Origin of the sequence: Alkalisalibacterium limincola (assembly GCF_008017755.1) — a bacterium.
Classification (GTDB): domain Bacteria; phylum Pseudomonadota; class Gammaproteobacteria; order Xanthomonadales; family Xanthomonadaceae; genus Alkalisalibacterium; species Alkalisalibacterium limincola.
This window is the reverse complement of record NZ_VRTS01000001.1, coordinates 327,825-353,934: the sequence shown is the minus strand read 5'-3', so window position 1 is coordinate 353,934 and position 26,110 is coordinate 327,825. Positions and strand designations below refer to the sequence as shown.

At 68.3% G+C, this 26,110-nt stretch carries 22 protein-coding genes, 1 tRNA gene and 2 pseudogenes; 16 read left to right on the top strand and 9 right to left on the bottom strand.

The features are described from left to right. Positions 1-18: 18 nt before the first annotated feature. On the bottom strand, positions 19-903 hold the full coding sequence (gene gluQRS, locus FU658_RS01620) for a tRNA glutamyl-Q(34) synthetase GluQRS (RefSeq protein ID WP_147890500.1): 885 nt from the start codon (positions 901-903) through the stop codon (positions 19-21). 108 nt (positions 904-1,011) lie between these two features. Between gluQRS and htpX the strand changes: the two genes are divergently transcribed. Then, the gene (gene htpX / locus FU658_RS01615) at positions 1,012-1,881 is read left to right on the top strand and encodes a protease HtpX (protein WP_147890499.1); all 870 of its coding nucleotides are present in this window, start codon (positions 1,012-1,014) and stop codon (positions 1,879-1,881) included. 86 nt (positions 1,882-1,967) lie between these two features. Here htpX and FU658_RS01610 read toward each other — a convergent pair whose 3' ends face one another. Next, positions 1,968-4,043: an EAL domain-containing protein gene (locus FU658_RS01610; RefSeq protein WP_147890498.1), complete on the bottom strand. Its 2,076-nt coding sequence runs from the start codon at positions 4,041-4,043 to the stop codon at positions 1,968-1,970. Positions 4,044-4,135: 92 nt separating this feature from the next. Beyond that, on the bottom strand, positions 4,136-5,140 hold the full coding sequence (gene epmB / locus FU658_RS01605) for an EF-P beta-lysylation protein EpmB (protein ID WP_147890497.1): 1,005 nt from the start codon (positions 5,138-5,140) through the stop codon (positions 4,136-4,138). A gap of 100 nt (positions 5,141-5,240) precedes the next feature. Here epmB and efp point away from each other — a divergent pair. The 5 genes and pseudogenes from efp to FU658_RS01580 all read left to right on the top strand — a co-directional run bounded on the left by efp (position 5,241) and on the right by FU658_RS01580 (position 9,370). Beyond that, a pseudogene (gene efp, locus FU658_RS01600) lies at positions 5,241-5,805 on the top strand (elongation factor P). Positions 5,806-5,834: 29 nt separating this feature from the next. Continuing rightward, positions 5,835-7,181, top strand: coding sequence for a TRZ/ATZ family hydrolase (locus tag FU658_RS01595; RefSeq protein WP_147890496.1), 1,347 nt, complete (start codon positions 5,835-5,837; stop codon positions 7,179-7,181). A gap of 41 nt (positions 7,182-7,222) precedes the next feature. Next, on the top strand, positions 7,223-7,939 hold the full coding sequence (ubiG, locus tag FU658_RS01590) for a bifunctional 2-polyprenyl-6-hydroxyphenol methylase/3-demethylubiquinol 3-O-methyltransferase UbiG (protein WP_147890495.1): 717 nt from the start codon (positions 7,223-7,225) through the stop codon (positions 7,937-7,939). Then, entirely contained in the window at positions 7,939-8,712 is a 774-nt protein-coding gene (locus FU658_RS01585; RefSeq protein WP_147890494.1) for an HAD-IA family hydrolase, read from the top strand. Before ubiG ends, FU658_RS01585 begins: the two co-directional genes overlap by 1 nt. Continuing rightward, on the top strand, positions 8,672-9,370 hold the full coding sequence (locus tag FU658_RS01580) for an isoprenoid biosynthesis enzyme family protein (RefSeq protein WP_147890493.1): 699 nt from the start codon (positions 8,672-8,674) through the stop codon (positions 9,368-9,370). The genes FU658_RS01585 and FU658_RS01580 overlap by 41 nt, the downstream gene beginning before the upstream one ends. 33 nt (positions 9,371-9,403) lie before the next feature. Here the strand turns inward: FU658_RS01580 and FU658_RS01575 are convergent. Together FU658_RS01575 and yidD are read right to left on the bottom strand one after the other, a co-directional pair. Beyond that, a pseudogene (locus tag FU658_RS01575) lies at positions 9,404-10,254 on the bottom strand (M23 family metallopeptidase). A gap of 25 nt (positions 10,255-10,279) precedes the next feature. After that, positions 10,280-10,519, bottom strand: a complete 240-nt coding sequence (yidD, locus tag FU658_RS01570; RefSeq protein ID WP_147890492.1) for a membrane protein insertion efficiency factor YidD — start codon at positions 10,517-10,519, stop codon at positions 10,280-10,282. A gap of 128 nt (positions 10,520-10,647) precedes the next feature. On the opposite strand from yidD, the gene dksA reads away from it, so the two are divergent. Beyond that, positions 10,648-11,829, top strand: coding sequence for an RNA polymerase-binding protein DksA (gene dksA, locus FU658_RS01565; protein WP_147890491.1), 1,182 nt, complete (start codon positions 10,648-10,650; stop codon positions 11,827-11,829). Between the two features lie 103 nt (positions 11,830-11,932). Here the strand turns inward: dksA and FU658_RS01560 are convergent, their stop codons facing one another. From FU658_RS01560 to cysS, 3 genes are read right to left on the bottom strand one after another with little or no spacing between them, the layout of a single operon-like run. Beyond that, positions 11,933-13,705, bottom strand: coding sequence for a DUF885 family protein (locus FU658_RS01560; protein ID WP_187265856.1), 1,773 nt, complete (start codon positions 13,703-13,705; stop codon positions 11,933-11,935). A gap of 14 nt (positions 13,706-13,719) precedes the next feature. Then, positions 13,720-14,157: a SufE family protein gene (locus FU658_RS01555; protein ID WP_255505342.1), complete on the bottom strand. Its 438-nt coding sequence runs from the start codon at positions 14,155-14,157 to the stop codon at positions 13,720-13,722. Positions 14,158-14,179: 22 nt separating this feature from the next. After that, positions 14,180-15,559: a cysteine--tRNA ligase gene (gene cysS, locus FU658_RS01550; RefSeq protein WP_147890488.1), complete on the bottom strand. Its 1,380-nt coding sequence runs from the start codon at positions 15,557-15,559 to the stop codon at positions 14,180-14,182. A gap of 192 nt (positions 15,560-15,751) precedes the next feature. Between cysS and FU658_RS01545 the strand changes: the two genes are divergently transcribed. The 9 genes from FU658_RS01545 to FU658_RS01505 all read left to right on the top strand — a co-directional run bounded on the left by FU658_RS01545 (position 15,752) and on the right by FU658_RS01505 (position 25,929). Continuing rightward, positions 15,752-16,165 (top strand): hypothetical protein, encoded by a 414-nt coding sequence (locus tag FU658_RS01545; protein ID WP_147890487.1) that lies wholly within the window; start codon positions 15,752-15,754, stop codon positions 16,163-16,165. A gap of 244 nt (positions 16,166-16,409) precedes the next feature. Beyond that, positions 16,410-17,411, top strand: coding sequence for an N-acetylornithine carbamoyltransferase (locus FU658_RS01540; RefSeq protein WP_147890486.1), 1,002 nt, complete (start codon positions 16,410-16,412; stop codon positions 17,409-17,411). Between the two features lie 49 nt (positions 17,412-17,460). Beyond that, positions 17,461-18,672 (top strand): argininosuccinate synthase, encoded by a 1,212-nt coding sequence (locus tag FU658_RS01535; RefSeq protein WP_147890485.1) that lies wholly within the window; start codon positions 17,461-17,463, stop codon positions 18,670-18,672. Continuing rightward, the gene (locus tag FU658_RS01530) at positions 18,656-19,747 is read left to right on the top strand and encodes an acetylornithine deacetylase (protein ID WP_425477561.1); all 1,092 of its coding nucleotides are present in this window, start codon (positions 18,656-18,658) and stop codon (positions 19,745-19,747) included. The genes FU658_RS01535 and FU658_RS01530 overlap by 17 nt, the downstream gene beginning before the upstream one ends. Before the next feature lie 11 nt (positions 19,748-19,758). Further along, positions 19,759-21,087: an acetylglutamate kinase gene (locus FU658_RS01525; RefSeq protein ID WP_147890483.1), complete on the top strand. Its 1,329-nt coding sequence runs from the start codon at positions 19,759-19,761 to the stop codon at positions 21,085-21,087. After that, positions 21,080-22,045, top strand: coding sequence for an N-acetyl-gamma-glutamyl-phosphate reductase (argC, locus tag FU658_RS01520; protein ID WP_147890482.1), 966 nt, complete (start codon positions 21,080-21,082; stop codon positions 22,043-22,045). The genes FU658_RS01525 and argC overlap by 8 nt, the downstream gene beginning before the upstream one ends. Before the next feature lie 35 nt (positions 22,046-22,080). Then, on the top strand, positions 22,081-23,379 hold the full coding sequence (argH, locus tag FU658_RS01515; protein WP_147890481.1) for an argininosuccinate lyase: 1,299 nt from the start codon (positions 22,081-22,083) through the stop codon (positions 23,377-23,379). Positions 23,380-23,572: 193 nt separating this feature from the next. After that, positions 23,573-24,991 (top strand): glycosyltransferase family 2 protein, encoded by a 1,419-nt coding sequence (locus tag FU658_RS01510; protein ID WP_187265855.1) that lies wholly within the window; start codon positions 23,573-23,575, stop codon positions 24,989-24,991. Positions 24,992-24,999: 8 nt separating this feature from the next. Then, positions 25,000-25,929 (top strand): PgaA family protein, encoded by a 930-nt coding sequence (locus FU658_RS01505; protein WP_147890480.1) that lies wholly within the window; start codon positions 25,000-25,002, stop codon positions 25,927-25,929. A gap of 52 nt (positions 25,930-25,981) precedes the next feature. Here the strand turns inward: FU658_RS01505 and FU658_RS01500 are convergent. After that, positions 25,982-26,058, bottom strand: a tRNA-Pro gene (locus FU658_RS01500). Positions 26,059-26,110: the final 52 nt, after the last annotated feature.

Below are 26,110 nucleotides of genomic sequence, written 5' to 3'. Positions count from 1 at the left end.
CTGAGTGTAGCGTCCCGTTCACGGCGGCGTGATGACGCGGGCGACCGGCCCGCGGGGCAGCGCCGAGGCGTCGAAACTCGATGCCATGCGCTGCAGCACGGCATCGGCCGACCCATGCAGCGCAATCCGTGCCGGGTCCTGGCCCAGCAACACCCAGACGCGGGCCAGTGCCGGCATCGGGTCGCCGGGGTCCACCGGCAGGGCGGCCAGCGATTTCGACAGCTTCGCGCCACCCGCGTCGGTGACCAGCGGCAGGTGCAGGTGCCGCGGTGTCGGCAGGCCCAGGAAGCGCTGCAGCAGGACCTGCCGCTGGGTGGAGTCGACCAGGTCCATGCCACGCACCACGTCGGTGATGCCCTGTTGCGCATCGTCCACCACCATCGCCAGCTGGTAGGCCCAGAAGCCGTCTGCACGCCGGATCACGACATCCCCGACCTCGCGGCCCACGTCCTGGCACAAGCGACCCTGCAGCAGGTCGACAAAGCACGTCTCGCCGTCGGGAACGCGCAGGCGGATCGCCTCGTGCTGGCCGGACGGCTTGGCGACGCATCGGCGATGCACCCCGCCGAAGGGCTCGAGGTCACGCCGCGAGCAGCGGCAGGGAAAGGCGTCACCCTGCCCGAGGAGCTGGTCGAGGGCGGCCTGGTAGAGCGCTGAACGCGTGCTCTGGTAGACGACCGCTTCGTCGGATCGCAACCCGAAAGCGGCCAGTGTCGACAACTGCAGCGCCGCGGCTCCGGGAACTTCACGCGGCGGGTCGAGGTCTTCGATGCGCACCAGCCAGGTGCCCCCGGCCTGCCGGGCAAGCAGCCAGCTGCCCAGTGCGGCCAGCAGCGAGCCCAGGTGCAGGGGGCCGGTCGGCGAGGGCGCGAAGCGGCCCCGGTAGCTGGGAGTCGGGCTCATCGGGGGAATTGCGTTCCGGAGAGATTGAAACAAGTATCCAACACCCCATCTGCTAATTTGCATCCATTCCTTACCCCATCCTTCCCCCTTTCAGGAGTCCAGGCCGCCATGAAACGAGTCTTCCTGCTCGTCGCGACCAATTTCGCCATCCTGCTCGTCCTGGGTATCGTCCTCGCCATCCTGCAGTCGCAGTTTGGCCTTGAGCTCGACGGCTACCTCGGCCTGCTGGTCATCGCCGCGGTGTTCGGCTTCGGTGGCGCGTTCATCTCGCTGGCCATGTCCAAGTGGGTGGCCAAGCGCTCCACCAAGGCGCATGTGATCGGCCAGCCGCGCAACGAGATCGAGTCCTGGTTGCTGTCGACCGTGAAGCGGCAGGCCGACATGGCCGGCATCAAGATGCCGGAGGTGGCGATCTACGACGCGCCGGAGATGAACGCATTCGCGACCGGCCCCAGCCGCAACAATTCCCTGGTCGCCGTCTCGACGGGCCTGATGCGCGACATGAGCCGCGACGAGGTCGAGGCGGTGCTGGCGCACGAAGTCAGCCACGTCGCCAATGGCGACATGGTCACGATGACGCTGCTGCAGGGCGTGCTCAATACGTTCGTGATCTTCCTCTCGCGCATCATCGGCGGCATCGTCGATCGCGTCGTGTTCAAGAACGACCGCGGTTATGGGCCCGGGTACTGGATCACGGTCATCCTTGCCCAGATCGTGCTGGGTGTCCTCGCGTCCATCATCGCGATGGCGTTTTCCCGCCACCGCGAGTTCCGTGCCGATGCCGGAGGCGCGAAGCTCGCCAGTCGCGAGAAGATGATTTCGGCGCTGGAGCGCCTGGGCAAGAGCTACGGCCAGAGCACGCTGCCGGAGTCGGTCGAGGCATTCGGGATTTCCGGCCGGGTCTCGGGCGGCATGAAGCGGTTGTTCATGAGCCACCCGCCGCTGTCGGAGCGTATCGCGGCGCTGCGCAACGGTTGAGTCTGGTGAGCGCATGAACGAAAAAGCCCGCCGGATGGCGGGCTTTTTCATGTCCCGAGCAGGGTCGGGAAGGAACGGCGATCGGGTCAGCCGAACTCGTAGCTCATCTCCGGACCGGCTGCCGCGAGGAAGTGCCCCTCGACGAAGTCGACCCCGCACGAGAACAGCACGCTCATGCTGCCCGCGTCCTGGACGAATTCGGCGATCGTCTGCTTGCCGGCGTCACGCGCCTTGTCCGCGATCTCGCGGATCCGCTTCTGGTTGTCGGGGTTCTTCGCCAGTTCATCCATGAAGCTGCGGTCGATCTTCAGGAATTCCGGGTCGAAGTGCGTCAGCAACTGGAACGAGTTGAGCCCGGAGCCGAACTGTTCCAGCGCGACCCTGCAACCGAACGACTTGAGCGACTTCTGCAGGTCCTGGGCCGTCTTGAGGTTGGTGAAGACCTTGGTTTCAGGCAGCTCCACGACCAGATGGCGGCCTTCCACCCCGTGCGACGCCAGGGCCTTGCCGATGAACTCGCCGGTGGTGGGCTCTGCGAGCGACGTGCTGGAGAGCTTGATGAACAACGTCGTGTCACGCCCCGCGGCGTTGCGCTCGGCCAGCACTTCGGCGGCGCGCTGCACCACCCAGCGGTCGATGTCCTGCAGCAGTCCGTGTTCCTCGGCGATGGGCAGGAAACTCAGCGGGGGCATCACCTCGCCGTTGCCCACGCGCATGCGCAGGAACACTTCGTAGTGCTCGCCCGGTGCGCCCTGGAGGCTGACCACCGGCTGGTAGTGCAGCAGGAACCCCCCCTTCTCGAGTGCGTCCTTGATGCGCTGCACCCAGCCGCGGATGCGTTCCTCCTCGGCCCGGTCACGCGCAGCGGGATCGAAGATCTCGGTGTGGTTGCCGCCCACCGACTGCGACGACGCAAGGCACTGGCCGGCCTTGGCCAGCACCTGCTGGACGCTGGCGATCTTCTCGCCGATCTGCACGCCGCCGATGCTGACGGTGAGGTTCAGCGAACGGTCGCCAGCCTCGATGATGTGGTTGCGGAAGCCCTCCAGGACCTTGTGCGCGCGATCTTCGCTGTTGGGATAGTCGCAGCCGGTCAGCAGCACCGCGAGGCCGTGGTCGCTGAAGCGCGCGACCACGGCGGATTCGTCGAGCGACAGACGCACGCGCTCGCCGAAGCCACGCAGCAGTTCGTCGGTGTGGGCCAGTCCGATGTCGGCCAGCAGGTTGGTGTAGTTGTCCGGTTCGATCAGCATCAGCGACTGGTCGCCTCGACCCTGGGCCGCGGCCGTGACGGCGTTCTCCAGCTCGCCGAGGAAGTACTGGCGATTGAACAGACCGGTCACCTGGTCGCGCTGGCGCAGCTCATCAAGCTCCCTGGCCACGTCGGCGTCGAGCATCTGCTGGCGGAACACCACCTGCAGGCACGGCTCGCCCTCCCAGCTGGCCTGGGTGAATTCCATGACGGCGTCGAAGTTCGTCCCGTCAGGTCGTTGCGCGACCAGCTCGAGCGAGCGCGGTGGCTGCTCGCCCTTGCCCAGGCGCTTGAGCACCTGCTTGAAGCTGTCGGTGTGTCCCGGGGCGATCATGTCCAGCACCGACAGGCCCTCGACATCCTCGAACGACTCCAGCCCGAACATTTCCAGGTAGGCCTCGTTGGCACGGATGTGCATGCCCTCGTGCAGGTAGGCGATGGGTTCGCGGGAGGAGTCGATCAGGGCGTCGCAGCGGCGCTCGGTCTCGCGCAGCGAGGATTCCAGGCGGCGCAGGCCGCGCCGGTCCTGCAGGGCGTCGAATTCCGCGCGCACCTTGAACTGCAACTGCCGCGGCTGCGACTGCAGCACCACGCCGCGCGCACCGGCGTCGATCGCGGCGAGGTAGTGGGCCTCCTCGAGCCGGGCCATCGTTGCCAGCAGCGAAATGTCCTTGCCGCTGGCGGCCACGGCTTCGGCCACCTCGGCGAAGGGCATCTGCTCGCTCGAGAAGTCGGCCAGCACGAGGTCCGAGCCGCTGCCGGAGAGTATCTGCCTGAGTTCGTCGAGGCTCTCGGGGCGTTGCGGACGCACGGCCATGCCGCCGTTGCGCAGTTGGCTGATCAGGTGTTCCGCATCGTCGATGCGGTCGCCGATCAGAAGCAGTCGGATGACCGAGTCGCTTGCAGGCATCTGCCAATCCCTTTCGTATCAGAGGCGCCGTGCGCCACGGGGGGTGATGTTCGAAACTATCGCAGGTTTGGGGCGGAAACGCTTGACCGGGTTCACAAAGGCAGCTTGCTGCCGGCCCCGGCCACCTCGCGTACCAGCTTGGGGACCAGATAGCCCGGAAGCCGCGTGCGCAGGGCTTCGACCAGCTGCAGCGCGCGGGCATCGTCGACTTCGAAGTGGGCGACGCCGGCCACCCGGTCGAGCTGGTGCAGGTAGTAGGGCAGGGTGCCGGATTCGAACAGGGCCAGGGAAAGCCCGGCCAGCGACTCCACGTCGTCGTTGACCCCGCGCAGCAACACCGCCTGGTTGAGTACCGTCGCGCCAGCCTCGCGCAGCGCGGTCAGTGCGCTGGTGACGTCGCGATCGATCTCGTTGGGGTGGTTGGCGTGGACCACCACGATGCATTGCTGGGCGAGGCCGGCGATCCAGTCCAGCAACGGCGCGTCGATCCGGGCCGGCAGGACGATCGGCAACCGGGTGTGCAGCCGCAGGCGCTTCACGTGCCCGATCCCGGACAGGGCGTCGGTGAACTGCCTGAGCTTGGCGGTCGACAGCGACAGCGGATCACCGCCGGACAGCAGCACCTCCTCGATGTCCGGGGCGCGGCGCAGGTGGTCGAGTGCCCCGGACCACTGGTTTGCCGCCGCGGTCTCCTCGGCATAGGGGAAGTGGCGCCGGAAACAGTAGCGGCAGTGGATCGCGCAGCTTCCCGTCGCGACCAGCAGGGCACGCCCCTCGTACTTGTGCAGCAGGCCGGGCGCGGCCCGGGCGTCGAGGTCGCCGACCGCGTCCAGGCCGAAGCCCGCTGCCGGCTGGTCCTCGGCATCGAGCGGCAGCACCTGCCGCAGCAGCGGGTCGTCGGCGTCGCCGTGGCGCATGCGGGCGAGGAAGTGCCGGGGGACACGCAGCGGGAACTGCCGGGTGCCGCCTACCGCAAGGCGATCCGACAGCCGCTCCAGCCCGAGGGCCGCCAGCAATTCCGCCGGTTCGCGCACGGCCTCGCGCCACTGCACCTGCCATGGTGTCGGCTGCGTCGAAGGGGCGTTAGCAGGTATCATCCGCAGTCACGTTCCGCTTGGCCGGAATGGGAAACCCCACATTGTAGCCGCCCCGGATGCGCTCCGGGCGGGCGAGAAACGCATCCAGGAGCATCCGACGATGGCCAGCTACGGCATGAACGACGTCAAGAACGGGGGCAAGATCCTCGTCAACGGCGACCCCTGCATCATCACCGACACCGAGTACGTCAAGCCGGGCAAGGGCCAGGCCTTCACCCGGGTGAAGTACCGCAACATCAAGTCCGGCCGGTGCAGGAAATCACCATGAAGGCGACCGACAACCTCGAGGTCGCGACGTGATCGACACCGACATGCAGTTCCTCTACTCCGACGGCGAGTACTGGCACTTCATGCAGAGCGAGACCTTCGAGCAGGTCCAGGCCGACGCCGCCGGCGTGGGCGATGCGGCGAAGTTCCTCAAGGGCGAGGAGGACTGCACCGTCACCCTGTGGAACGGTACCCCGATCATGGTGACCCCGCCGAACTTCGTCGAGCTCAAGATCGTCGAGACCGATCCCGGCGTTCGTGGCGACACCTCGGGCGGCGGCGGCAAGCCGGCCACGCTCGAGACCGGCGCGGTGGTGCGCGTGCCGCTGTTCGTCAACCAGGACGAGATCATCAAGGTCGACACCCGCAGCGGCGAGTACGTCAGCCGCGTGAAATGACCCGGCCTCGGCCGTCCACCGGGACATCCATGAACGAACGCAACGACGCCAAGCCCTGCGACCTGCTGATCGAGGCCGGCTGGGTGGTCCCGGTGGAACCCGCTGGCGTGGTGCTGGAAGACCATGCGGTGGCGGTGACGGGCGGGGAGATCCTGGCCGTGCTGCCGCGTGCCCAGGCGCGGGCCCGATTCACCGCCGCCGAGGTGGTGAGCCGGCCCGGCGGGGTGCTGATCCCCGGCCTGGTCAATGCCCACTGCCACAACCCGATGACGCTGATGCGCGGGGTGGCCGACGACCTGCCGTTGATGACCTGGCTCCACGACCACATCTGGCCGGTCGAGGGCAAGGTGATCGGACCGGAGTTCGTGGCCGACGGCGTCGAGCTGTCCATCGCCGAGATGCTCCGTGGCGGCACGACCTGCGCCAACGAGAACTACTTCTTCCCCGACGCGCAGGGCGCCACGTACGCGCGCATGGGGTTCCGGGCCGTGGTCGGCCTGCCGCTCATCGAGTTCCCGACGGCCTGGGCGAAGAGCCAGGACGAGTATTTCGACAAGGCGCTGGAGGTGCATGACCGTTTCCGCGGCGAGCGCCTGGTCACCACGGCGTTCGCGCCGCACGCGCCCTACACCGTGTCCGACGAGAGCTTCGGGCGCATCCGCATGCTGGCCGACCAGCTCGACATCCCGGTGCACTGCCATGTGCACGAGACCGCGCAGGAAGTCGATGACGCACTCAAGCAGCACGGCATGCGCCAGATCGCGCGGCTCGACCGTCTTGGCCTGGTCAACAGCCAGCTCATCGCGGTGCACATGACCCAGCTCAACGATGCCGAGATCCGGCTGTGCGCCGAGCGCGGCGTGTCGGTGGTGCATTGCCCGGAATCCAACCTGAAGCTGGCCTCGGGGTTCTGCCCGACCGAGAAGCTGAGCCAGGCCGGCATCAACCTGGCGCTCGGTACCGATGGGTGCGCCAGCAACAACGACCTGGACATGTTCGGCGAGATGCGCACCACCGCCCTGTTGGCGAAGGGGGTGGCCGGCGAGGCCGCCGCGATGGATGCGGGCCGCGTGCTGCGCATGGCGACCCTGGGCGGCGCACGGGCGATGGGCCTGGGCGAGGTGACCGGTTCGATCCAGGCCGGCAAGCGCGCCGACCTGACCCTGGTCGACATGGATGCGATCGAGACCGTGCCGATGTACGACGTGGTGGCGCAGCTGGTGTATGCGACCGGCCGCCACCAGGTCTGCGACGTCTGGGTGGACGGCCAGCGCAAGCTCGATGCCGGACGGCTGGTGGACATCGATACCGACGCACTCAAGGCGAAGGCGCGCGAATGGCAGCAGCGCATCGCCGCGATCCGCCCCCCGCGCTGACCCCAGCCCGGCTCCTTCCGGAGGCGGGTACGGAGAACCCGATGAGCAGCGAAACCGACAACGTCAATCCGGCCGAACTCGAGAAGTTCGGTCGCCTGGCCCAGCGCTGGTGGGACCCTGAAGGCCCGCAGCGACCGCTCCACGACCTCAACCCGGTCCGGCTGGGCTATGTCGCCGATCGCGTCACGCTCGCCGGTTCCACGGTGCTCGACGTCGGCTGTGGTGCGGGCCTGCTGTCCGAGGCGATGGCCGCGGCCGGCGCGCGCGTGACCGCCCTGGACCTGGCACCTGAACTCATCGAGGCTGCGAAGCTCCATCTCTACGAATCCGGGCTCCAGGTCGATTACCGGCTGAGCTCGGTCGAGGCGCTGGCGGAGCGCGAGCCGGGTACCTTCGACGCCGTCACCTGCATGGAGATGCTCGAGCACGTTCCCGACCCCGGGTCGGTGATCGCGGCCTGCGCCCGCCTGCTCAAGCCGGGTGGCCGGCTGTTCGCCTCGACGATCAACCGCACCCCCGCCGCCTTCGCGCTGGCGATCGTCGGTGCCGAATACGTGGCCCGGCTGCTGCCGCGCGGCACCCACGACTACCGCCAGTTCATCCGGCCGTCGGAGCTGGCGGCGTGGTTGCGCTCGGCCGGGCTGGAGATCGAGGACGTCAGTGGCCTGGCCTACGACCCGCTGCGCCGCAGGGCCTGGATCAAGGACGCCACCTCGGTGAACTACCTGGTGTGCGCCCGCCGGCCCGGGAAGGCCTGATGCGGCCGGGCCACGCGGTACTTTTCGACCTCGACGGCACACTCGTCGACAGTGCCTTCGACCTGCACGCCGCCATGGTCAACCTGATGCGCAGCGAGGGTCGCGCGCCACCGCCGCTGGAGCAATTCCGGCGCGTGGTGTCCAAGGGGGCCCGGGCGATGCTGGCGCTGAGCTATCCCGATCTCGACGAGGACGCCCGCGAACAGCGGGTGCTCCCGTTCCTGGAACACTATGCCGTGACCGTGGAGGACAACCCCGGCGCCTACAACGGGATCGCCCAGGTGCTCGAGGCAATCGAAGCCTCCGGAGCGCAGTGGGGAATCGTCACCAACAAGCCCGAGGCGCTGGCGCGCCGGGTGGTGTCGGCGATGGGCTGGGACACCCGCTCGGCGGTACTGGTCGGTGGCGATACGCTGCCGGTGAAGAAGCCCGACCCCGGCACATTGCTGCATGCCTGCAAGCAGCTTGGCGTGGCACCGCCCAATTGCGTCTACGTCGGTGACGACGAACGCGACATCGTGGCGGCACGGCAGCCGGAATCGTGTCCGTTGCCGTCGCCTGGGGCTACCGCGAGCTGCACGAATCGCCTGAAGACTGGAACCCGGACCGCATCGCGCGCGCGCCTCGCGACCTGCTGGGCGCCGGCATGCTTTGCGCACAGGACAGTCCGGCAGGCGTGTGATGGCGCCCGACACGGACCTGCGTCGCAAATGGCTCCACCGGGAACCCGAGATGGGCCTGGTGCTGCGATTCGTCCCGGCGCCTCAGCGTGAATCGGCGGTGGCCTGGGGGGCGCTGCTTTCGGAGCTGCGCGAAACAGCGTTCGAACACAGCGATGCCCGGGTCACCCAGGCCAAGGCGGGCTGGTGGGCCGAGGAGTTGCTGCGCTTCGGCAAGGGGGAGGCGCGGCATCCGCTGGGCCGGGACCTGCCCGCCGGCCTGCCGTGGGTGGAGCTTGCCACCGCCCTGGCGCGCGTGGCGGGCGAAGGGGAACGCGCGGCGGATCCCGCGGAGGCGTTCGAGCAGATCGCGCCGTTCGCCGATGCACTTGCCCGGCTCGAAGCCCTGTGGTTCGGTGCCCGACCCGAGCCTGCCGCCGTGGCTTCGGTGGCGGTGCACCTCCTGGCACAGCGTCTGGTCCACGGCCGTGCGGACGACGATGCGGCCCGCGTCCCGATGAACCTGTTCGCCCGCCACGGGCTGACGCCCTCGGCCCTGGGGGAGGAGCGGGGCGAACCGGTGGTGCGGGACTGGTCGCTCGCATTGCGCGGGCATGCACCCGAGCCGGGGCCTGGCATGGTGGTTTTCCGACGACTGCGGGCGGGACTCGATCGCGAGCAGCTCGCGTACCTGCAGCGTCATCCCGGCCGGCCGTGGCAGCCCGGGCCACTCACCGTATGGCGTAGCTGGCGCCTGGCCCGCGCAGGCTGAATCCTCGCCCGCAGGGCAGGTCGGCGGGCAGGACTAGGGGCCGGGCTGCGGTCCAACCAGCAGCTGCGGGTCGATGCGCACGCCGAACCAGTTCATGCCCCAATGCATGTGCGGACCGGTCGCCCTTCCGGTGGCTCCCACCGCGCCGAACACCTGACCCTGCTCGACCCGCTCGCCCTCGGCCACGTCGATCCGACTCAGGTGGAGGAAGTTCGAACTCAGGCCATGCCCGTGGTCGATGAGCACCGTGCCTCCGGTCAGGAAAAGGTCGCTGCCGACGAAGGTCACCACGCCCGCGGCAGGCGCCCTGAGCGGGGTCCCGGTGGGCACCGCCACGTCGAGGCCGGAGTGGAATGCGCGCGGCGTTCCGTTGTAGATGCGCTGGCTGCCGAACACGCCGCTGATACGCCCGGTGACCGGCCAGATGAAGCCGGCCGCCCAGTCGGCCCGGTCGTCGTCCCGCTCGCGCGCACGGTTCACGCTGGCCTGCTCACGGGCGATCCGCGCGGCGATGGCCGGGTCCGGCGTCACCGTCGACTGCGGTACGCCCTCCACGCGCTCGATGCGGAAGTCCCGCGACTGGACGCCTATCGCGTGGACGTGCGTGCGACCGCCGGGGGTGGTTATCTCCACCTGCACCCGGCCCTCGTCGTCACGGCCGACGCCGAAGGCGAAGCGTCCATCGGGGGCCTGGCGCAGGGTGCGCGAGTCGACCACGACCTGGCTGCCGGCGGGCGCCGGCCGACAACGAGACCGCCCTGGAGGGCGTTGTCGGGCAGGTCGATCCCGGTAAGGAGGCGCTCGGCCCGCGCTGCATCGGCCCCTGCTGGCCCCGCGAGGCCCAGCGTGGACACGAGCACCGCCGCGCCCAGCAATGCCTTCATTCGAGCCATGGTGGCGCTCCCTGGTTCATTGGCGCGGCTTGCGCTCGCACCGGTGTTCCGGCACCGGGTCGACCCCGCCGGGGTTGAGCGGGTGGCACCGGGCTACCCGTCTCATGGCCAGCCAACCGCCCCGCAAGGCCCCGAACCGCTCGATGGCCTGCATCGCGTAGGTCGAGCAGCTGGGGTAGAACCTGCAGCGCTGGCCAAGCAGTGGGCTGATCAAAAGCTTGTATCCGCGCAGCAGCAGGATGAGTATGTGTTTCAACAAGGGACTGCCGGGGCCGGGCAGGGCACGAAACCAGCGGTCGGAAGTGCCCGTCGCGGTTGCCGCTGCTACCCACGTAGGCTATAACACCCGGCCACAGCGCCTCAATCTAGAAAGGTGGAGTCATCGTGGCTGCGAAGAAGACCGTCAAGAAGACCGCCGCTTCCGCGAGGAAGCCGTCCAAGCCCGCCGCCAGGCCGGCAGCGAAGAAGGGGGCCGCGAAGTCCAAGTCGCCCGCCAGCAAGGCTGCGGCGAAGAAGGCCCCGGCCAGGAAGTCCGCAGCCGGCAAGTCCGTGGCGAAGAAGGCACCTGTGAAGAAGGCGCCAGCCAAGAAGTCCCCGGCCAAGAAGGCGCCGGCGAAGAAGGCACCTGCCAAGAAGGCCCAGGCACGAAAGGGCGCGACGAAGTCGGCCCCGGCCAGGAAGGTTTCCAAGTCCGCGACCGGCAAGACGCCGGCCCGGAAGAGCGCCACCGGAAAGGCAGCAAAATCCCCCGCGACGAGCGCGATTAAAAAGGTTGCAGACAAGTTGGTGAAGATGATCAAGCCCGATGCCAAGGCATCGGCGAAAAACAAGGCATCGCCGGCGAAGGCCAAGTCCGCCCCGGCGAAGAAGTCCGCTGCCCCGGCAAAGAAGGCTGCTCCTGCCAAGAAGGCCGCCCCGGCGAAGAAGGCCGCGGCAAGCAAGCAGGCTGCTCCCGCCAGGAAGTCGGCGGCGACGAAGCAGGCTGCGCCGGCCCGGAAGCCGGCGAGCGGCGCGACCACGTCCTCGACCGACAAGCCCGCGGCCGCCAAGGCCGTGGCTACGGCGAAGGTGGCCACGGCCCGCACCGGGAATGTCGCACGGGCCAAGCCGGCGGTACCGCGCGAGGTGCCGCCCAAGCCGCAGCCGACCGGGCAACGTGTCGACCTGCCGCCGGGCTACAAGCCGTCCCGCGACGAGGAGTACATGAGCCCCGCCCAGCTCGAGTATTTCCGCCAGCGCCTGCTGAAGTGGCGCGACGACCTGGTCGAGGAGTCCAAGCAGACCATCGAGAACCTCAAGGAGGAGGTGCGTGACGTCGGCGACGAAGCCGAGCGCGCCACCCGTGAGACCGAGAATTCGCTGGAACTGCGCACGCGCGACCGCTACCGCAAGCTGATCAACAAGATCGACTCGACGCTCAAGCGCGTCGACAGTGGCGAGTACGGCTACTGCGTCGACACCGGAGAGGAGATCGGCCTGGACCGCCTCGAGGCGCGCCTGACCGCCGAGCGCACGATCGATGCGCAGGAGCGCTGGGAGCACCTGCAGAAGCAGATGGGCGAGTAGGCCCGCCCGGTACTCCGGTCCGCTTGCGAAAAAGCCCCGCCAGTGCGGGGCTTTTTCTTCTCCAGGGCACCGGACGCGCCCGCGGGAAGCGTCCGGGACGGCTTCAGCGCCCCAGGTCGTAGAACCGCCAGCTGGTCCGGAAATCGCTGCCCGGCGCCTGCTGCTGCAACCTGGCACGCACCATCTCCACCGGCATCACGCCCCCTTGCAGGATGAAATCGTGGAAGTCGCGCTCGCTCATGCGGCCCGACTCGACGAAGTCCCGGTGCAGGGCCTGGAACTGCAGTCCGCCGAGCATGTAGGCGGCCTGGTAGATCGCCGGCCAGTCGCCGGCAAAGCTGCGACGCACCTCGGCCGCCGCGTTCTCGCGCTCGTGCCCGTTGTCGACCAGCAGCTCGATCGCCTGCTGTGGTGTCATCGTTCCGAGGTGGAAGCCCAGCGAGAACTGGATGCGTGCCGCACGGTGGGCGCGCCAGAACAGCATCCCGATCCGGTCCTCGGGCGTGGCGGCGAAACCGAGCTCGTAGAGCCTGAACTCCCAGTACAGCGCCCAGCCCTCGGTCCAGAACGGCGTGCGGAACAGGTTGCGGTGGGCCTGGTAGCGCTGGTTCATGAAGTGTTGCAGGTGGTGGCCCGGGATCAACTCGTGATGCACCACGGCGCGCGAGAAGTGGCGGTTGTTGCCGCGCAGGCTGTTCACGCGCTTCTCGTGCGGCATGTCGGCGGTCGGGTAGGCCACCCACACGTCGACGCCTCCGAGGAAGAACGGGGCCTGCAGCTGCCGCTCCGGGCTGAGCATGTTCATGCGCCAGTCGCGCGTGGACAGGTCGGGGATCGTGACCAGGTCGCGCTCGCGCAGGAACGCCACCGCCTCGTCGGCCAGCTCCTTGACCAGCCGCGGCTGCTCGCCAGGGGCCGGGTGGCGGGTCTTGACGTATTCCAGCGCATCGCGCCAGTCGGCGTAGCCCAGTTCGCTGGCGGCCTGCCGCATTTCGGCCCGGATCCACTCCAGCTCGCGCTCGGCGATGCGCACCAGCTCCTCGGGGGTGTAGGGGATCATCTCGTAGTCGAGGTCGTCGATCAGCGCCTGCCGCCCGATCGGGTCGCCGATGATCGTCTCCGGGTCATCGGCACCGGCCAGCTTGCCGCGCAGCGTCCTGGCGTAGTCCTGCATGACCGCGTCGAGGGCCTCGTGCGGGCCGCGGGTCCACCAGGTCAGCTGCGGGTCATAGCCATCATGGAATTCCTGCCACTGCGCCAGCGCATTGCGCGTCGCGTCCAGGATCGCGGCGGCGCGAAAGGCCACCACGGGGCGTACGTCGCTGGCCCGGGACGGGTCTTCCTCGATCGCATCGCGGCGCGCCTTCATCGTGCCGGCGACCCGGTCGAGGAGGTCGGCGCTGCGGCGACCGTCGGGATACACGAGGGCGCGACGTTGCTCGAGCAGGTCGAGCAGTTCATCGATACCCGGCAGCAGCACAGCCGCTTCCTCGTAGCGCTGCCGGGCGAAGGCCAGTCGCCGCTCGCGATCATCGAGTTCGCGCGAGAAGAGCAGGTGGTCGACGCGGTCTTCCAGGTCCAGCGTGTCGGCGGGAATCTCCGCCAGACGGGTTCGCCAACCGGCATGGAGCGCCTGGAGCGCATCGTGCCGCGCGCGGCCGTGCTGGATGTCGTGTACGTGCTGGAGGCTGCCCAGGTCGGCGGCGAAGCGCTGGATCAGCGGCACCATGCGCTGTCCATCCGTGCCGGCGGCTTCGATCTCGGGCAGGTTCGGCACGCCGTCGGTGGTGGATGCCGATGCGGTGGGGAAAGCGAGCGCGAGGCAGGCCCACGCGGCCACGAGGACTCGGAAGGGAAGGGTCGCCGGACGGTTCATCGTCACTCCTGGGTTCATGGATCCAGCGCCGTGCGGGCGCTGTCCTTGATCGATGCCAGCAGCGCGGCGAGGCCGTTGCTGCGGGTCGGGGAAAGGTGCCGCGAGAGTCCGATGCGCTCGATGTAGTCGGGCTCGGTGGCCAGGATCTCCTCGGCCGGGCGGCCGCCGTAGACGCGCAGCGCCAGGTAGATCAGTCCGGAGACGATGGCCGAATCGCTCACCGCCTGGAACGTCATCCGCGAGCGGTCGCCGCCGGGCACGATCCAGACCATGGACTGGCATCCGAGAAGGCGATGGTCCTCGGTCTTGAGCTCCTCCGGGAACGGCGGCAGCTTGCGGCCGAGGTCGATCAGGTACTGGTAGCGCTCGGTCCAGTCGCCGAAGAAGCCAAACTCCTCGGCGATTGCAGCCTGGGCCGCTTCGGCGCTGGGTTCGGTGGGCAATGCGTTCAATGCGTGGTCTCCGTGGTGTGGATCAGCCGCGGCGCCAGCGGACGCCCTCGGCCGTGTCCTCGAGGCTGATGCCTTCGGCGGCGAGCTGGTCGCGCAGCGCATCGGCGCGGGCGAATTCGCGGGACTTGCGCGCGGCATTGCGTTCGTCGACCAGGGCCTGGATGCGGGCGTCATCGTCGCTCGAGCCGCCCCGGTTGAACCAGTTTGCCGGCGGCTGCTGCAGCAGCCCCAGCGCCCGACCGGCACCCAGCAGTTCGCGCTTGGCGGCATGGCGGGCCGCGCCGCCCTGCGCACGTCGGGCTTCGCCGGCGATGCGCGCGAGTTCCGCCAGTGCGTTCGGCGTATTCAGGTCGTCGCACAGCGCGGCCTCGATGGCCTCCGGGATGGGCGCTTCGAGCGGGGTGCCGGCATCGACATCGGCGAGGTCGCGCAAGGTGCCGTAGAGGCGATCCAGTGTGCGCACGCTTTGCTCGATCAGCGCATCCGACCAGTCCAGCGGCTGCCGGTAGTGCGCCGACATCAACGCCAGGCGCAGGGCCTCGGGCGGATGCGTGGCGATCAGGTCGTGGACGCGGCTCACGTTGCCGAGCGACTTGGACATCTTCGCGCCGCCGAAGTTGAGCATGCCGTTGTGCAGCCAGAAGCGGGCGAACGTCTTGCCACCGTGGGCGCAGGTGGACTGCGCGATCTCGTTTTCGTGGTGCGGGAACTGCAGGTCCACGCCACCGGCATGGATGTCGATCGTCTCGCCCAGGTGCGCGGCACTCATCGCCGAGCATTCGATATGCCAGCCGGGGCGACCCCGTCCCCAGGGGCTTTCCCAGCCGGGCAGCTCCGGCGTCGACGGCTTCCACAGCACGAAGTCACCGGGATCGCGCTTGTACGGGGCCACGTCCACGCGCGCGCCCGCCAGCATGTCGTCGGTGGAGCGCCGCGACAGCGCGCCGTATCCCGCGTAGCTGGCGACCGAGAACAGCACGTGGCCCTCGGCTGCGTAGGCGTGGTCGCTTCGTACCAGGTTCCCGATCATCGTGATGATCTCGCCGATGTGGTCGGTCGCCGCCGGCTCGAGGTCGGGCGGGGCGACACCCAGTGCGGCCATGTCTTCGCGGTAGGCGCGGGTGAAGCGGTCGGTGATGGATCCGATCGGTTGGCCCGTGTCGATCGCCGCTTGGTTGATCTTGTCGTCGACATCGGTGATGTTTCGCGCGTAATCCAGCCGTGGCCAGTGTCGGCGCAGCAGGTCGGCGAGCACCCCGAACACGACCGGGCCGCGCGCGTTCCCGATGTGGACGTAGTTGTAGACCGTCGGGCCGCACACATACATCGTGACGCGCTCGGGGTCCTGCGGCTGGAAGTCTTCGATCTGGCGCGAAAGGCTGTTGAAAAGTCGCAGGGCCATGGGCGTCGCGGCGGCGGAGGGAACGTCCAGTGTACCAACTCGACTCCGGCGCTTAACGCAAATTAAAGCCCATGTTCATCCCCGTAATGCTGCAATGACCGACATGCCCCTTCCCCCGACCGCCTGCACCGCCCACTTTTCGCCTGTTCCCCCGGCGTGGCGCCGGGCGGGCTCGTGTCCGGGGACGCGTTGATGCGCGAGGGAGCATGGATGCTTGGGTTGGCGATGCTGGTTGCCGCCGGCGGCCTGCGGGCCGAGAACCCCAGCCGCGAGAACGTCATCTTCGCCTACGCGCAGGTCCTGCGCGCGGATCCTGTCTACGAACGGGTCCTGGTGACCGAACAGGTCGAGCGCTGCGACGAGGGCCAGATCCCGCGGACGCGCGACCGCTTCAGCCGCGCCACGTCCGACGATGCTGCCGACAGGCTGGTGCAGCGCGGCTGCCACCTGGTCGAGGAGGACCGGGAAGTCAACCGACTGGCCGGTTACGATGTCGAGTACCGCTATCGGGGCGACGTCTTCATCTCGCGCGTGCCGGAAGACCCTGGCGACCGGGTGCGCATCCGCATCGCTGTTTCTCCCGCACTCGACAGCAGCTCCCGCTGAGCCGGCTTGCCGCTGCGCCCCGAGCCATGCCAGACTTGCGCCCCATGCCGATCCATTACGCCGACGCCGACATCCTGACCTCCGCCCGCATGGCGTCGGGGATGACCTCGCGCGCGCGCCGAATCCGACCACGCACCTGACTGGGTCGAGTTCGATCGCATCGAATTCCTGAAAAAGCCCAGCCCCGCGCTGGGCTTTTTTCGTTCAAGGCATCGCCCGTCCATCCCGTCCAAGGCCCCAGACCATGAAGCATTTCCTCAATACCCAGGACCTCAGCCGCGCCGAGCTTGAAGCCTTGCTGGTGCGTGCGGCCGAATTCAAGGCCAGCCCGGCCGGCGACCAGCTCAAGGGACGCGCCATCGCGCTGGTGTTCTTCAATGCCTCGCTGCGCACCCGCACCAGCTTCGAGCTCGGCGCCTGGCAACTGGGTGGGCATGCCGTGGTGCTCCAGCCGGGCAAGGACGCATGGCCGATCGAGTTCGAGTTCGGCAATGTCATGGATGGCGACGCCGAAGAGCACATCGCCGAGGTGGCCCGCGTGCTGAGCCGCTACGTGGACATGATCGGCGTGCGTGCCTTCCCCAGGTTCGTCGACTGGTCGGTGGACCGCGAGGACCGCGTGCTTCGGGGTTTTGCCCAATACGCCACGGTGCCGGTCATCAACCTGGAAACGATCACCCATCCCTGCCAGGAGCTGGCCCACGCGCTGGCGCTGCGCGAGCGCTTCGGCAACGACCTTCGTGGCAGGAAGTACGTGCTGACCTGGACCTACCACCCCAAGGCCCTCAACACCGCCGTGGCCAACTCGGCGCTGACCATCGCCACGCGACTGGGCATGGACGTCACCTTGCTGTGCCCGACGCCGGACTATGTGCTGGACGAACGCTACATGGGCTGGGCGCGCGACAACGTCGCCGAGTCCGGCGGCTCGCTGCAGGTCAGCCACGACATCGACGCGGCCTACAGCGGTGCCGACGTGGTCTACGCGAAGAGCTGGGGCGCGTTGCCGTTCTTCGGCAACTGGGAGGCGGAGAAGCCGATCCGCGACCAGTACCGCCACTTCATCGTCGACGAGGCCAAGATGGCGCTGACCAACAACGGTGTGTTCAGCCACTGCCTCCCGCTGCGCCGCAACGTCAAGGCCACCGATGCGGTGATGGATTCCCCCGCCTGCATCGCGATCGAGGAAGCCGAGAACCGCCTGCACGTGCAAAAGGCGGTGATGGCGGCGCTCGCCGACCGCTGATCCACGAACAGTCTCCCCCCATCCAACCCCCGACACTGGACCCATACCCATGAGCAAGCCCATCGTCCTCGCGTTCTCAGGCGGCCTCGACACGAGTTTCTGCGTGCCTTACCTCCAGGAGCAGGGATACGAGGTGCATACCGTGTTCGCCGACACCGGCGGCGTCGACGCGGCCGAGCGCGACTTCATCGAACAGCGAGCCGCCGAGCTGGGCGTCGCCAGCCACGTCACCGTCGATGGTGGTCCGGCCATCTGGGACGGTTTCGTCAAGCCCTTCGTCATGGCCGGCGAGGCCTACCAGGGCCAGTATCCGTTGCTGGTCTCCGACCGCTACCTGATCGTCGAGGCCGCGCTCGAGCGCTGCGGGGAACTCGGCACGAGGCACATCGCCCACGGCTGCACCGGCATGGGCAACGACCAGGTGCGCTTCGACCTGGCGGTCAAGGCGCTGGGGGACTACACGATCGTCGCGCCGATCCGCGAGATCCAGAAGCAGCACACCCAGACCCGGGCCTACGAGCAGGCTTACCTGGAGGAGCGCGGCTTCGGCGTGCGCGCCAGGCAGCAGGCCTACACGATCAACGAGAACCTGCTGGGGGTGACCTTGTCCGGTGGCGAGGTGGATCGCTGGCAGGCGCCGGGCGAGGGTGCACGCGGCTGGTGCGCCACGCGCGAGGACTGGCCCGAGGCCCCGTTGCAGGTACGCATCGGGTTCGAGAAGGGAGAGGCGGTCAGCCTGGATGGCGAGCGCGTGGCCGGCCCGGTATTGCTGGCGCGCCTGAACGAGGCCTTCGCCGCCTACGGCGTGGGCCGCGGGATGTACACCGGCGACACCACCATTGGCCTGAAGGGGCGCATCGTGTACGAGGCGCCCGGGCTGGTCGCCCTGCTGGCGGCCCACCGCGCACTCGAGGAGGCCGTGCTGTCCAAGCACCAGAACCGCTTCAAGCCGGAAGTGGCGCGCAAGTGGGTCGAGATCGTCTACGAGGGCTTCTTCCACGATCCGCTCAAGGCCGACCTGGAAGCCTTCCTGGTGTCGAGCCAGTCCTGCGTCAATGGCGAGGTAGTGCTGGAGACCCGCGGTGGCCACGTCGACGCGGTCGCGGTGCAATCCCCGCACATCCTCAACGCCAAGGGCGCGACCTACGCGCAGTCGGCCGACTGGGGCGTGGAGGAGGCCGAGGGCTTCATCCGCCTGTACGGCATGAGCTCGACACTGTGGGCCGAAGTGAACCGGACGAAGGGTGGCCGGGATGCTTGATCGCGTACTGACCCACCTCGAGAAGCTGGTGTCGTTCGACACCCGCAATCCGCCGCGCGCGATCGGCACCGGGGGCATCTTCGACTACTTCCGCGAGGTGCTGCCCGGTTTCCGCATCGAGGTCACCGACTACGGTGATGGCGCGGTGACGCTTCTGGCGGTCCGTGGCAACCCGACGCGGCTGTTCAACGTGCACCTGGACACGGTGCCGGATTCGCCGCACTGGAGCGCGGATCCGCTGAAGCTGCGGGTGGCCGAGGGCCGCGCCGTCGGGCTCGGCGCCTGCGACATCAAGGGCGCGGCCGCGTGCCTGGTGGCGGCAGCGGAGCAGACGTCCGGCGATGCGGCCTTCCTGTTCAGCACCGACGAGGAGGCCAACGACGCGCGCTGCATCGAGGGCTTCCTCAAGACCGACCATGGTTTCCGAGAGGCGCTGGTGGCCGAGCCGACCCGCTGCGAGGCCGTGCTGGCCCACCGCGGAATCAGCTCGGTGCTGATGCAGTTCAAGGGCCGGGCCGGGCATGCTTCCGGCGCCGAAGCGATGCAGGCCAGCGCGCTGCACCAGGCGATCCGCTGGGGTGGCCGGGCGCTCGACCACGTCGGTGCCTGCAGCCATCTGCGCTTTGGCGGCCTGACCGGGCTGCGCTTCAACATCGGGCGGGTCGAGGGCGGCATCAAGGCCAACGTGATCGCTCCGGCGGCCAGCCTGCGCTTCGGCTTCCGGCCGCTGCCCTCGCAGGACATCGACGCGCTGCACCAAGCCTTCCGGGAGTTCGCCGACGAGCAGGCCCTGGCGTCCTACGAGGAAACCTTCCGTGGACCCCCGTTGCCGGCCGGTGACGTGGCGCGCGCCGAGGACAAGCGCCTGGCCGCCCGTGACCTGGCCGAGGAACTGGACCTGCCGATCGGCAACGCCGTCGACTTCTGGACCGAGGCCTCGCTGTTCTCGGCGGCCGGGCTGACGGCGATGGTGTTCGGTCCGGGCGACATCGCCCAGGCCCATACCGCCGACGAGTGGGTGGCGCTGGACCAGCTCGGCACCTACGCCGCGGCGGCCACCCGGATCATGCAGTGAGCGCCCCGGCGATGAGTCCGATCAGCGATCCGCGTCCGACGATCGTCCGGCTGCTGTCCAACATGGCCAGCGCCAAGGAGATCCAGCAGTACCTCAAGCGCTTCTCGCAACTCGACGCGACGCGCTTCGCCGTGGTCAAGGTCGGGGGCGCCGTGCTGCGCGACGAACTCGGCGCACTGGTGTCGTCGCTGGCCTTCCTGCAGCAGGTCGGCCTGACACCGATCGTGCTGCATGGCGCAGGGCCGCAGCTGGACGAGGAGATGGCGGCCGCCGGCATCGGCAAGACGACGATCGATGGCCTTCGGGTGACCTCGCCACAGGGCCTGGCCGTGGTTCGGCGCGTGTTCCAGCAGCAGAACCTGCGCCTGGTCGAGGCGCTGCAGTCCGAGGGAGTGCGCGCCACGTCGATCCAGTCCGGCGTGTTCGAGGCCGACTACCTGGGGCGGCGCAAGTATGGCCTGGTCGGAAAGGTCGTGGGCATCCACACCGCCGGCATCGAGGCGGCGATCAAGGCGCGCTCGATCCCGGTCATCGCCAGCCTCGGCGAGACCGCATCGGGCCAGATCCTCAACATCAACGCCGACTGGGCGGCCAACGAGCTGGTCAAGCAACTCCAGCCCTACAAGATCATCTTCCTGACCGGCACCGGTGGGCTGCTCGACGACCGCGGGCGGATCATCGACTCGATCCACCTCAGCACCGAATACGACGAGCTGATGAAGCAGCCCTGGCTGCACTCTGGCATGAAGGTGAAGATCCAGCAGATCCACGACCTGCTGATGGACCTGCCACCCTCGAGCTCGGTATCGATCACCCGGCCCGACGAGCTGGCCAAGGAGCTGTTCACCCATCGCGGCTCGGGCACGCTGGTGCGGCGCGGCGAGCGCATCCGCCGGCATCGCTCCTGGAAGACGCTGGACCTGGAGCGGTTGCGGACGCTGGTCGAATCGAGTTTCGGCCGCACGCTCACGCGCGACTATTTCGACTCGACCACGCCCTGGCGCGTCTACTGCAGCGAGAACTACCGTGCCGCGATCATCCTCACCCGCGAGGACGGGATGCTGCACATGGACAAGTTCGCGGTCAGCGAGGATGCCCAGGGCGAGGGCCTCGGCCGGGCGATCTGGCAGGTCATGCATGCGGAGAACCCGAAGCTGTTCTGGCGCTCCCGGCGCGGCAATCCGATCAACGAGTTCTACTTCGCCAATGCGGACGGTGCGATGAAGGACGAGCGCTGGACGGTCTTCTGGTATGGCCTGGATGAGTGGGACATGATCCGCGCCGCGGTCGAGCACTGCCGCCAGCGCCCGGCGACGCTGGAGGGTAGCCTCCATGGCTGAGCGAACCCGCATCGGCATCGTCGGTGCCCGGGGCTACGTGGGCGGTGAGCTGGTCAGGTTGCTGGCGGCCCATCCCGACTTCGAGCTCGCCTTCGTCTCCTCGCGAGAACTGGCGGGCCAACCGCTGGACGCCAGCATCGCGGGTGCGCCACGGGGCCTGGCGTTCGAACGGCTCGAGCCCATGGACGTGGCCCGCAAGGAGGTCGAGGCCGTCGTGCTTGCCCTGCCCAACGGCCGCGCGGCCGCCTTCGTCGAGGCGGTGCGGGCGAGGACGCCCGGCGCCGTTCTGGTCGACCTGTCCGCCGACCATCGCTTCGACGACGCTTGGTACTACGGCCTGCCGGAACTCACCCGCGAGGCGAGCCGGGACCAACGCCTGATCTCCAATCCCGGCTGCTACGCCACGGCGATGCAGCTGGCGATCGCACCGATGCGCGATGTGCTCGAGGGGCCGGTGCAGTGCTTCGGCGTGTCGGGCTGGTCGGGCGCCGGGACCAGCCCCTCGGACAAGAACGACCCGGACAAGCTGCGCGACAACCTGATGCCCTACGCACTGGTCGACCACCTGCACGAGCGGGAGGTGAGCCGGCACCTGGCGCACCCCGTGGAGTTCATGCCGCATGTCGCAGCGCATTTCCGCGGCATCACGCTCACGGCCAACCTGCACCTGACGCGACACTTCGACCGGGAGGCGGTGATGGCGCGTTTCCACCAGCGCTACGATGACGAACCCCTGGTCGAAGTGGTCGATCCGGCACCGTGGGTGTCACGGATCGCCGGACGCCACGGGGTGCAGGTGGGTGGCTTCACCCTGTCGGCGGATGGCCGGCGGCTGGTCGTGGTCGCGACGTTGGACAACCTGCTCAAGGGCGCTGCGACCCAGGCGCTGCAGAACCTCAACCGGGCCTTCGGCCTGCCCGAACTGACCGGCATCCCCCACGACCCCCGCATGCCCTGAAGCGGGCGTCGCCCGCGACGAATACGGAAACCCTCATGTCCGACCTCCTGTGGCAAAAACCCGGCGTCAAGGTCGACGCCCGCATCCAGGAATTCCTCGCCGGCGAGGACGTCCTGCTCGACCGCGAGTTCTTCCTCCACGACATCCAGGCCAGTCGCGCGCACGCCGAAGGCCTGCAGCGCATCGGCATCCTCGACGGCGACGAGCTCGAGGCGCTCTTGCGCGAGCTCGAAGCGCTTGCCGGGGACTTCACCGAGGGTCGCTTCGTCCTGGATGCGCGCTACGAGGACGGGCACTCGGCGATCGAGCAGCGTCTCGTCGAACGGCTGGGTGACACCGGGAAGAAGATCCATACCGGCCGCAGCCGGAACGACCAGGTGCTGGTGGCCACCCGACTCTGGCTCAAGGACCGGCTGCTGCGACTCCAGGCCGTGTGCGTGGAGACCGCGGAGGTGGCGCTGGCCCGCGCCGGGGCCGAGGCGATGCTGCCGCTGCCGGGCTACACGCACCTGCAGCGGGCCGTGGTGTCTTCTGCGGGAATGTGGTGGGCGGCCTGGGCGGAGGGATTCATCGACAACGCGCAACGCGCCGTCGATACGCTGGCGTGGGTGGACGCCAATCCGCTGGGTTCCGCCGCCGGCTATGGGGTGAACCTGCCGCTGGATCGTGAGCACACGACCCGGGCGTTGGGCTTCGGACGCATGCAGGTCGCGGCCACCTATGCACAGCTATCGCGCGGGAAGTTCGAACTGGGGGCGATCGACGCGCTGGGCATGGCGCTGCTCGACCTGCGCCGGCTGGCCTGGGACCTGTCGCTGTTCACCAGTGGCGAGTATGGATTCGTGACGCTGCCGGCGGAATACACCACGGGCAGTTCGATCATGCCCAACAAGCGCAATCCCGACGTGATCGAACTGATGCGCGCAACCTACGCCAGCCTCGCGGCCGCGCGCGCCGAGATCGAGCAGCTGCTCTCCCTGCCCTCGGGCTACCACCGCGACCTGCAGTTCTCCAAGGGCGCACTGGTGCATGGCTTTGGTCGTGGCATGGGTGCGCTGGAGCTGCTGCCGGACCTGCTGCGCAACCTCGACTGGAACCGCGAGCGCATCGATGCAGCGCTGGAGCCGTCGATGTACGCCACCGACCTGGCGGTGGAACTGGCGGCCAAGGGCATGCCGTTCCGCGATGCCTACAAGCAGGCCGCCGATCCGGCACAGTGGGCCGAGGGCGACCCGGTGAAGAGCCTCGAGGCGCGCAGTTCGACGGGGAGTGGTGGGGCGCTGGGACTCGACATCCTGCGTCGCAGGCTCGACCTGCTCGGGATCGGCGAATGAGGGGGTTCGTGTGAAAGCGTGATTCACATCACGCTTTCCGGCGCAATCTGACGCTGCGCGGCACGCTGCACTCGCGGGCATCGCGCTCCTTCCACGGCGCATGCGCCACTGTCGGGGGGGCTTCCACGGGAGACTCCCCCAATTGGCATGTTCCATGCTTGTTGCCGGGTGCCCCCTCCACGCACCCGGAATTATGTACAACCCCCACAAGCGTCCGGAACTTCCGGACGATTCACGCCGAGAGTCCCGCCAACCGCCTCGATCTCCAGAGCCCCGGACACCAGACAACAACCAGCGCATCTACCTGGGCGTGCCGGTCAAGTTCGCGCTGGCGTTTTCCATCGCCGTCGCCTGGGTGGTGCTGAGCGTGTGGCTGTCACAGCCGTGGCTCGCCGAACTGTCGATGCATGTCGGCTTCGCCCTGGCGTTGCTCGTCATCGTGTTCATCGCCTACGTACCCGGGTTCATGAACGCGTTCCTGATCGGCTCGATCGCGTTCGACCGGCGACCCATACGCAGGGCCCTCGCCGAGTACCCGGCGATATGCGTCCTGGTGGCCTGCTACAACGAGCGGACCAACATCGTCGACACGCTACGCAGCCTGGCCGGACAGGATTACCCGGGCGAACTGGAGGTCGTGGTCATCGACGATGGCTCCACGGACGACACCCTGGCATTGGCGCGCGCCGAAGCCGGACGCATCGAACGCTCCGGCCTGACGGTCCGGGTGATCGCCCTGGGCGAGAACGGGGGCAAGGCCAGGGCGCTCAATCGGGGGCTGTCGGAAACGACGCAGCCGCTGGTGATCACCGTGGACGGGGACTCGTGGTTGCGCACCGATGCGTTGAGCAAGATCGTGCAGCGCTTCCTGTCCGACCCCCCGAACACCGTGGCGGTGGCCGGTGCCGTGCTGGTGCGCAATTCGCGCGACAGCTGGCTGGCGCGGGCGCAGGAGTGGGACTACTTCCACGGCATCGCCGCGGTGAAGCGGATGCAGAGCATGTACCACGGCACGCTGGTGGCCCAGGGAGCGTTCTCGCTGTACACGCGGGAGGCGTTGAACGGCGTCGGGGGCTGGCCGGAGTGCGTCGGCGAGGACATCGTCGTGTCCTGGGCGCTGCTCAAGACCGGCGCACGCGTGGGCTACTGCGAGGACGCCTGCCTGTTCACCAACGTGCCGGTGGACGTAAAGCAGTTCGCGCGCCAGCGCCAGCGTTGGTCGCGCGGCCTCATCGAAGCTTTCGCCAGGCATTGGCCGCTGCTCTTCAAGCGCCGGTTGAGCACGCTGTTCATCTGGTGGAACCTGCTGTTCCTGCCCCTGGATACCGTCTACACGCTGGCCTTCCTGCCGGGAATCGTTCTGGCGCTATTCGGCTACTACTGGATCGCGGGACTGATGACGTTGCTGGTGTTGCCGCTTGCGGCGATCTGGAACATCGTCATCTTCCGCGTCCAGTCCCGGATGTTCAAATCGCAGGACCTCGCGGTCCGACGCAACATCACGGGCTTCCTGTTCTATACGGTGGGTTACACGATGTTGCTGCAGCCGGTGTGCGTGATGGGTTACGTGGCGGAGTTGCTGAAGCTTCGCAAGAGCTGGGGTACCAAGTGAGGCGGCCCATGTTTTCGCTGGGTGCACTGGTGCTTGGCCTGGTGGGAGTTCCCGGCGCGTCGGCGGCGGGGGAGGAGGGCCACCAGGCGCTGCGGGTGGATGGTTTCCATTCCTCCGACGCCGATGGCGCCGAACTCACCCGGTTCGGCCTGGGCTGGGACTTCCAGCGCCGGGATCGCGAGCACTGGGTCGGCGCCAAGGTCGAGCAGGCGCGCTTCGTCGCGCCTGGCTGGTCCCACGAGGAACAGCGCGTCTACTTCCAGGCTGCCGGCACGCTGGGTTCGGGCGACATCGACGACGACACCTGGCGGTGGCGGGTGTCGCCGGGAACCAACGGGGACCGGTTGCTCGGCTCGGCGGCCATGAACACGGAAGGTCCGCGCCGTCGCGAGCTGTTCATCGAACGCGAGTTGCTGGAGACGCGGCAGGGCGTGGAACGCGAACAGGTCGTGACCTTCCTGGGCGCGGCGATCGACCAACCGCTTGGGGAGCGCGCGAGCGTGACCGGCCTGGCGGGCTGGCAGGATTTCGACGACGGCAACCGGCGCGTGCACCTGCGTGCCAACGGCGTGCTCTCCGTGTGGCGCGAGCAGGGACTGAGCCTGCAGCTGCGCACGCGCTACCACCGCAATTCCGAACCGAACCTCGGCGACTACTTCTCGCCGGCCTGGTACGTCGATGTCATTCCCGCGGTAGGTTGGCGCAGGTTCGTCTCCGGCCACCAGTTCAATGCCGTGGCGGGCGTCGGACGGCAGCGAACGGCGGCCGAGGACTCCAGGCGTGCGCGCCTGCTGCAGGCCGGCTACGAAAGCCCGCGCTGGCGCGACAGCTGGGTGCGGATCAACGTCGGCTACTCGGACACCCCGGTGTCGACGAGCGCGCAGCGGGACCGCTACAGCTACCGGTTCATCATGTTCGAGGGCGTCATCGCGTTCTGAGGCGCCGGGAAAACGCAAAAGGCCCACCGATCGGCGGGCCTTGGCATCGAATTGGTCGGGGAGACAGGATTTGAACCTGCGACTTCTACGTCCCGAACGTAGCGCTCTACCAGGCTGAGCTACACCCCGACTTCGAGCCGCACATTCTAGGGGGGCTCGCCCCGGCTGGCAACATATTTCT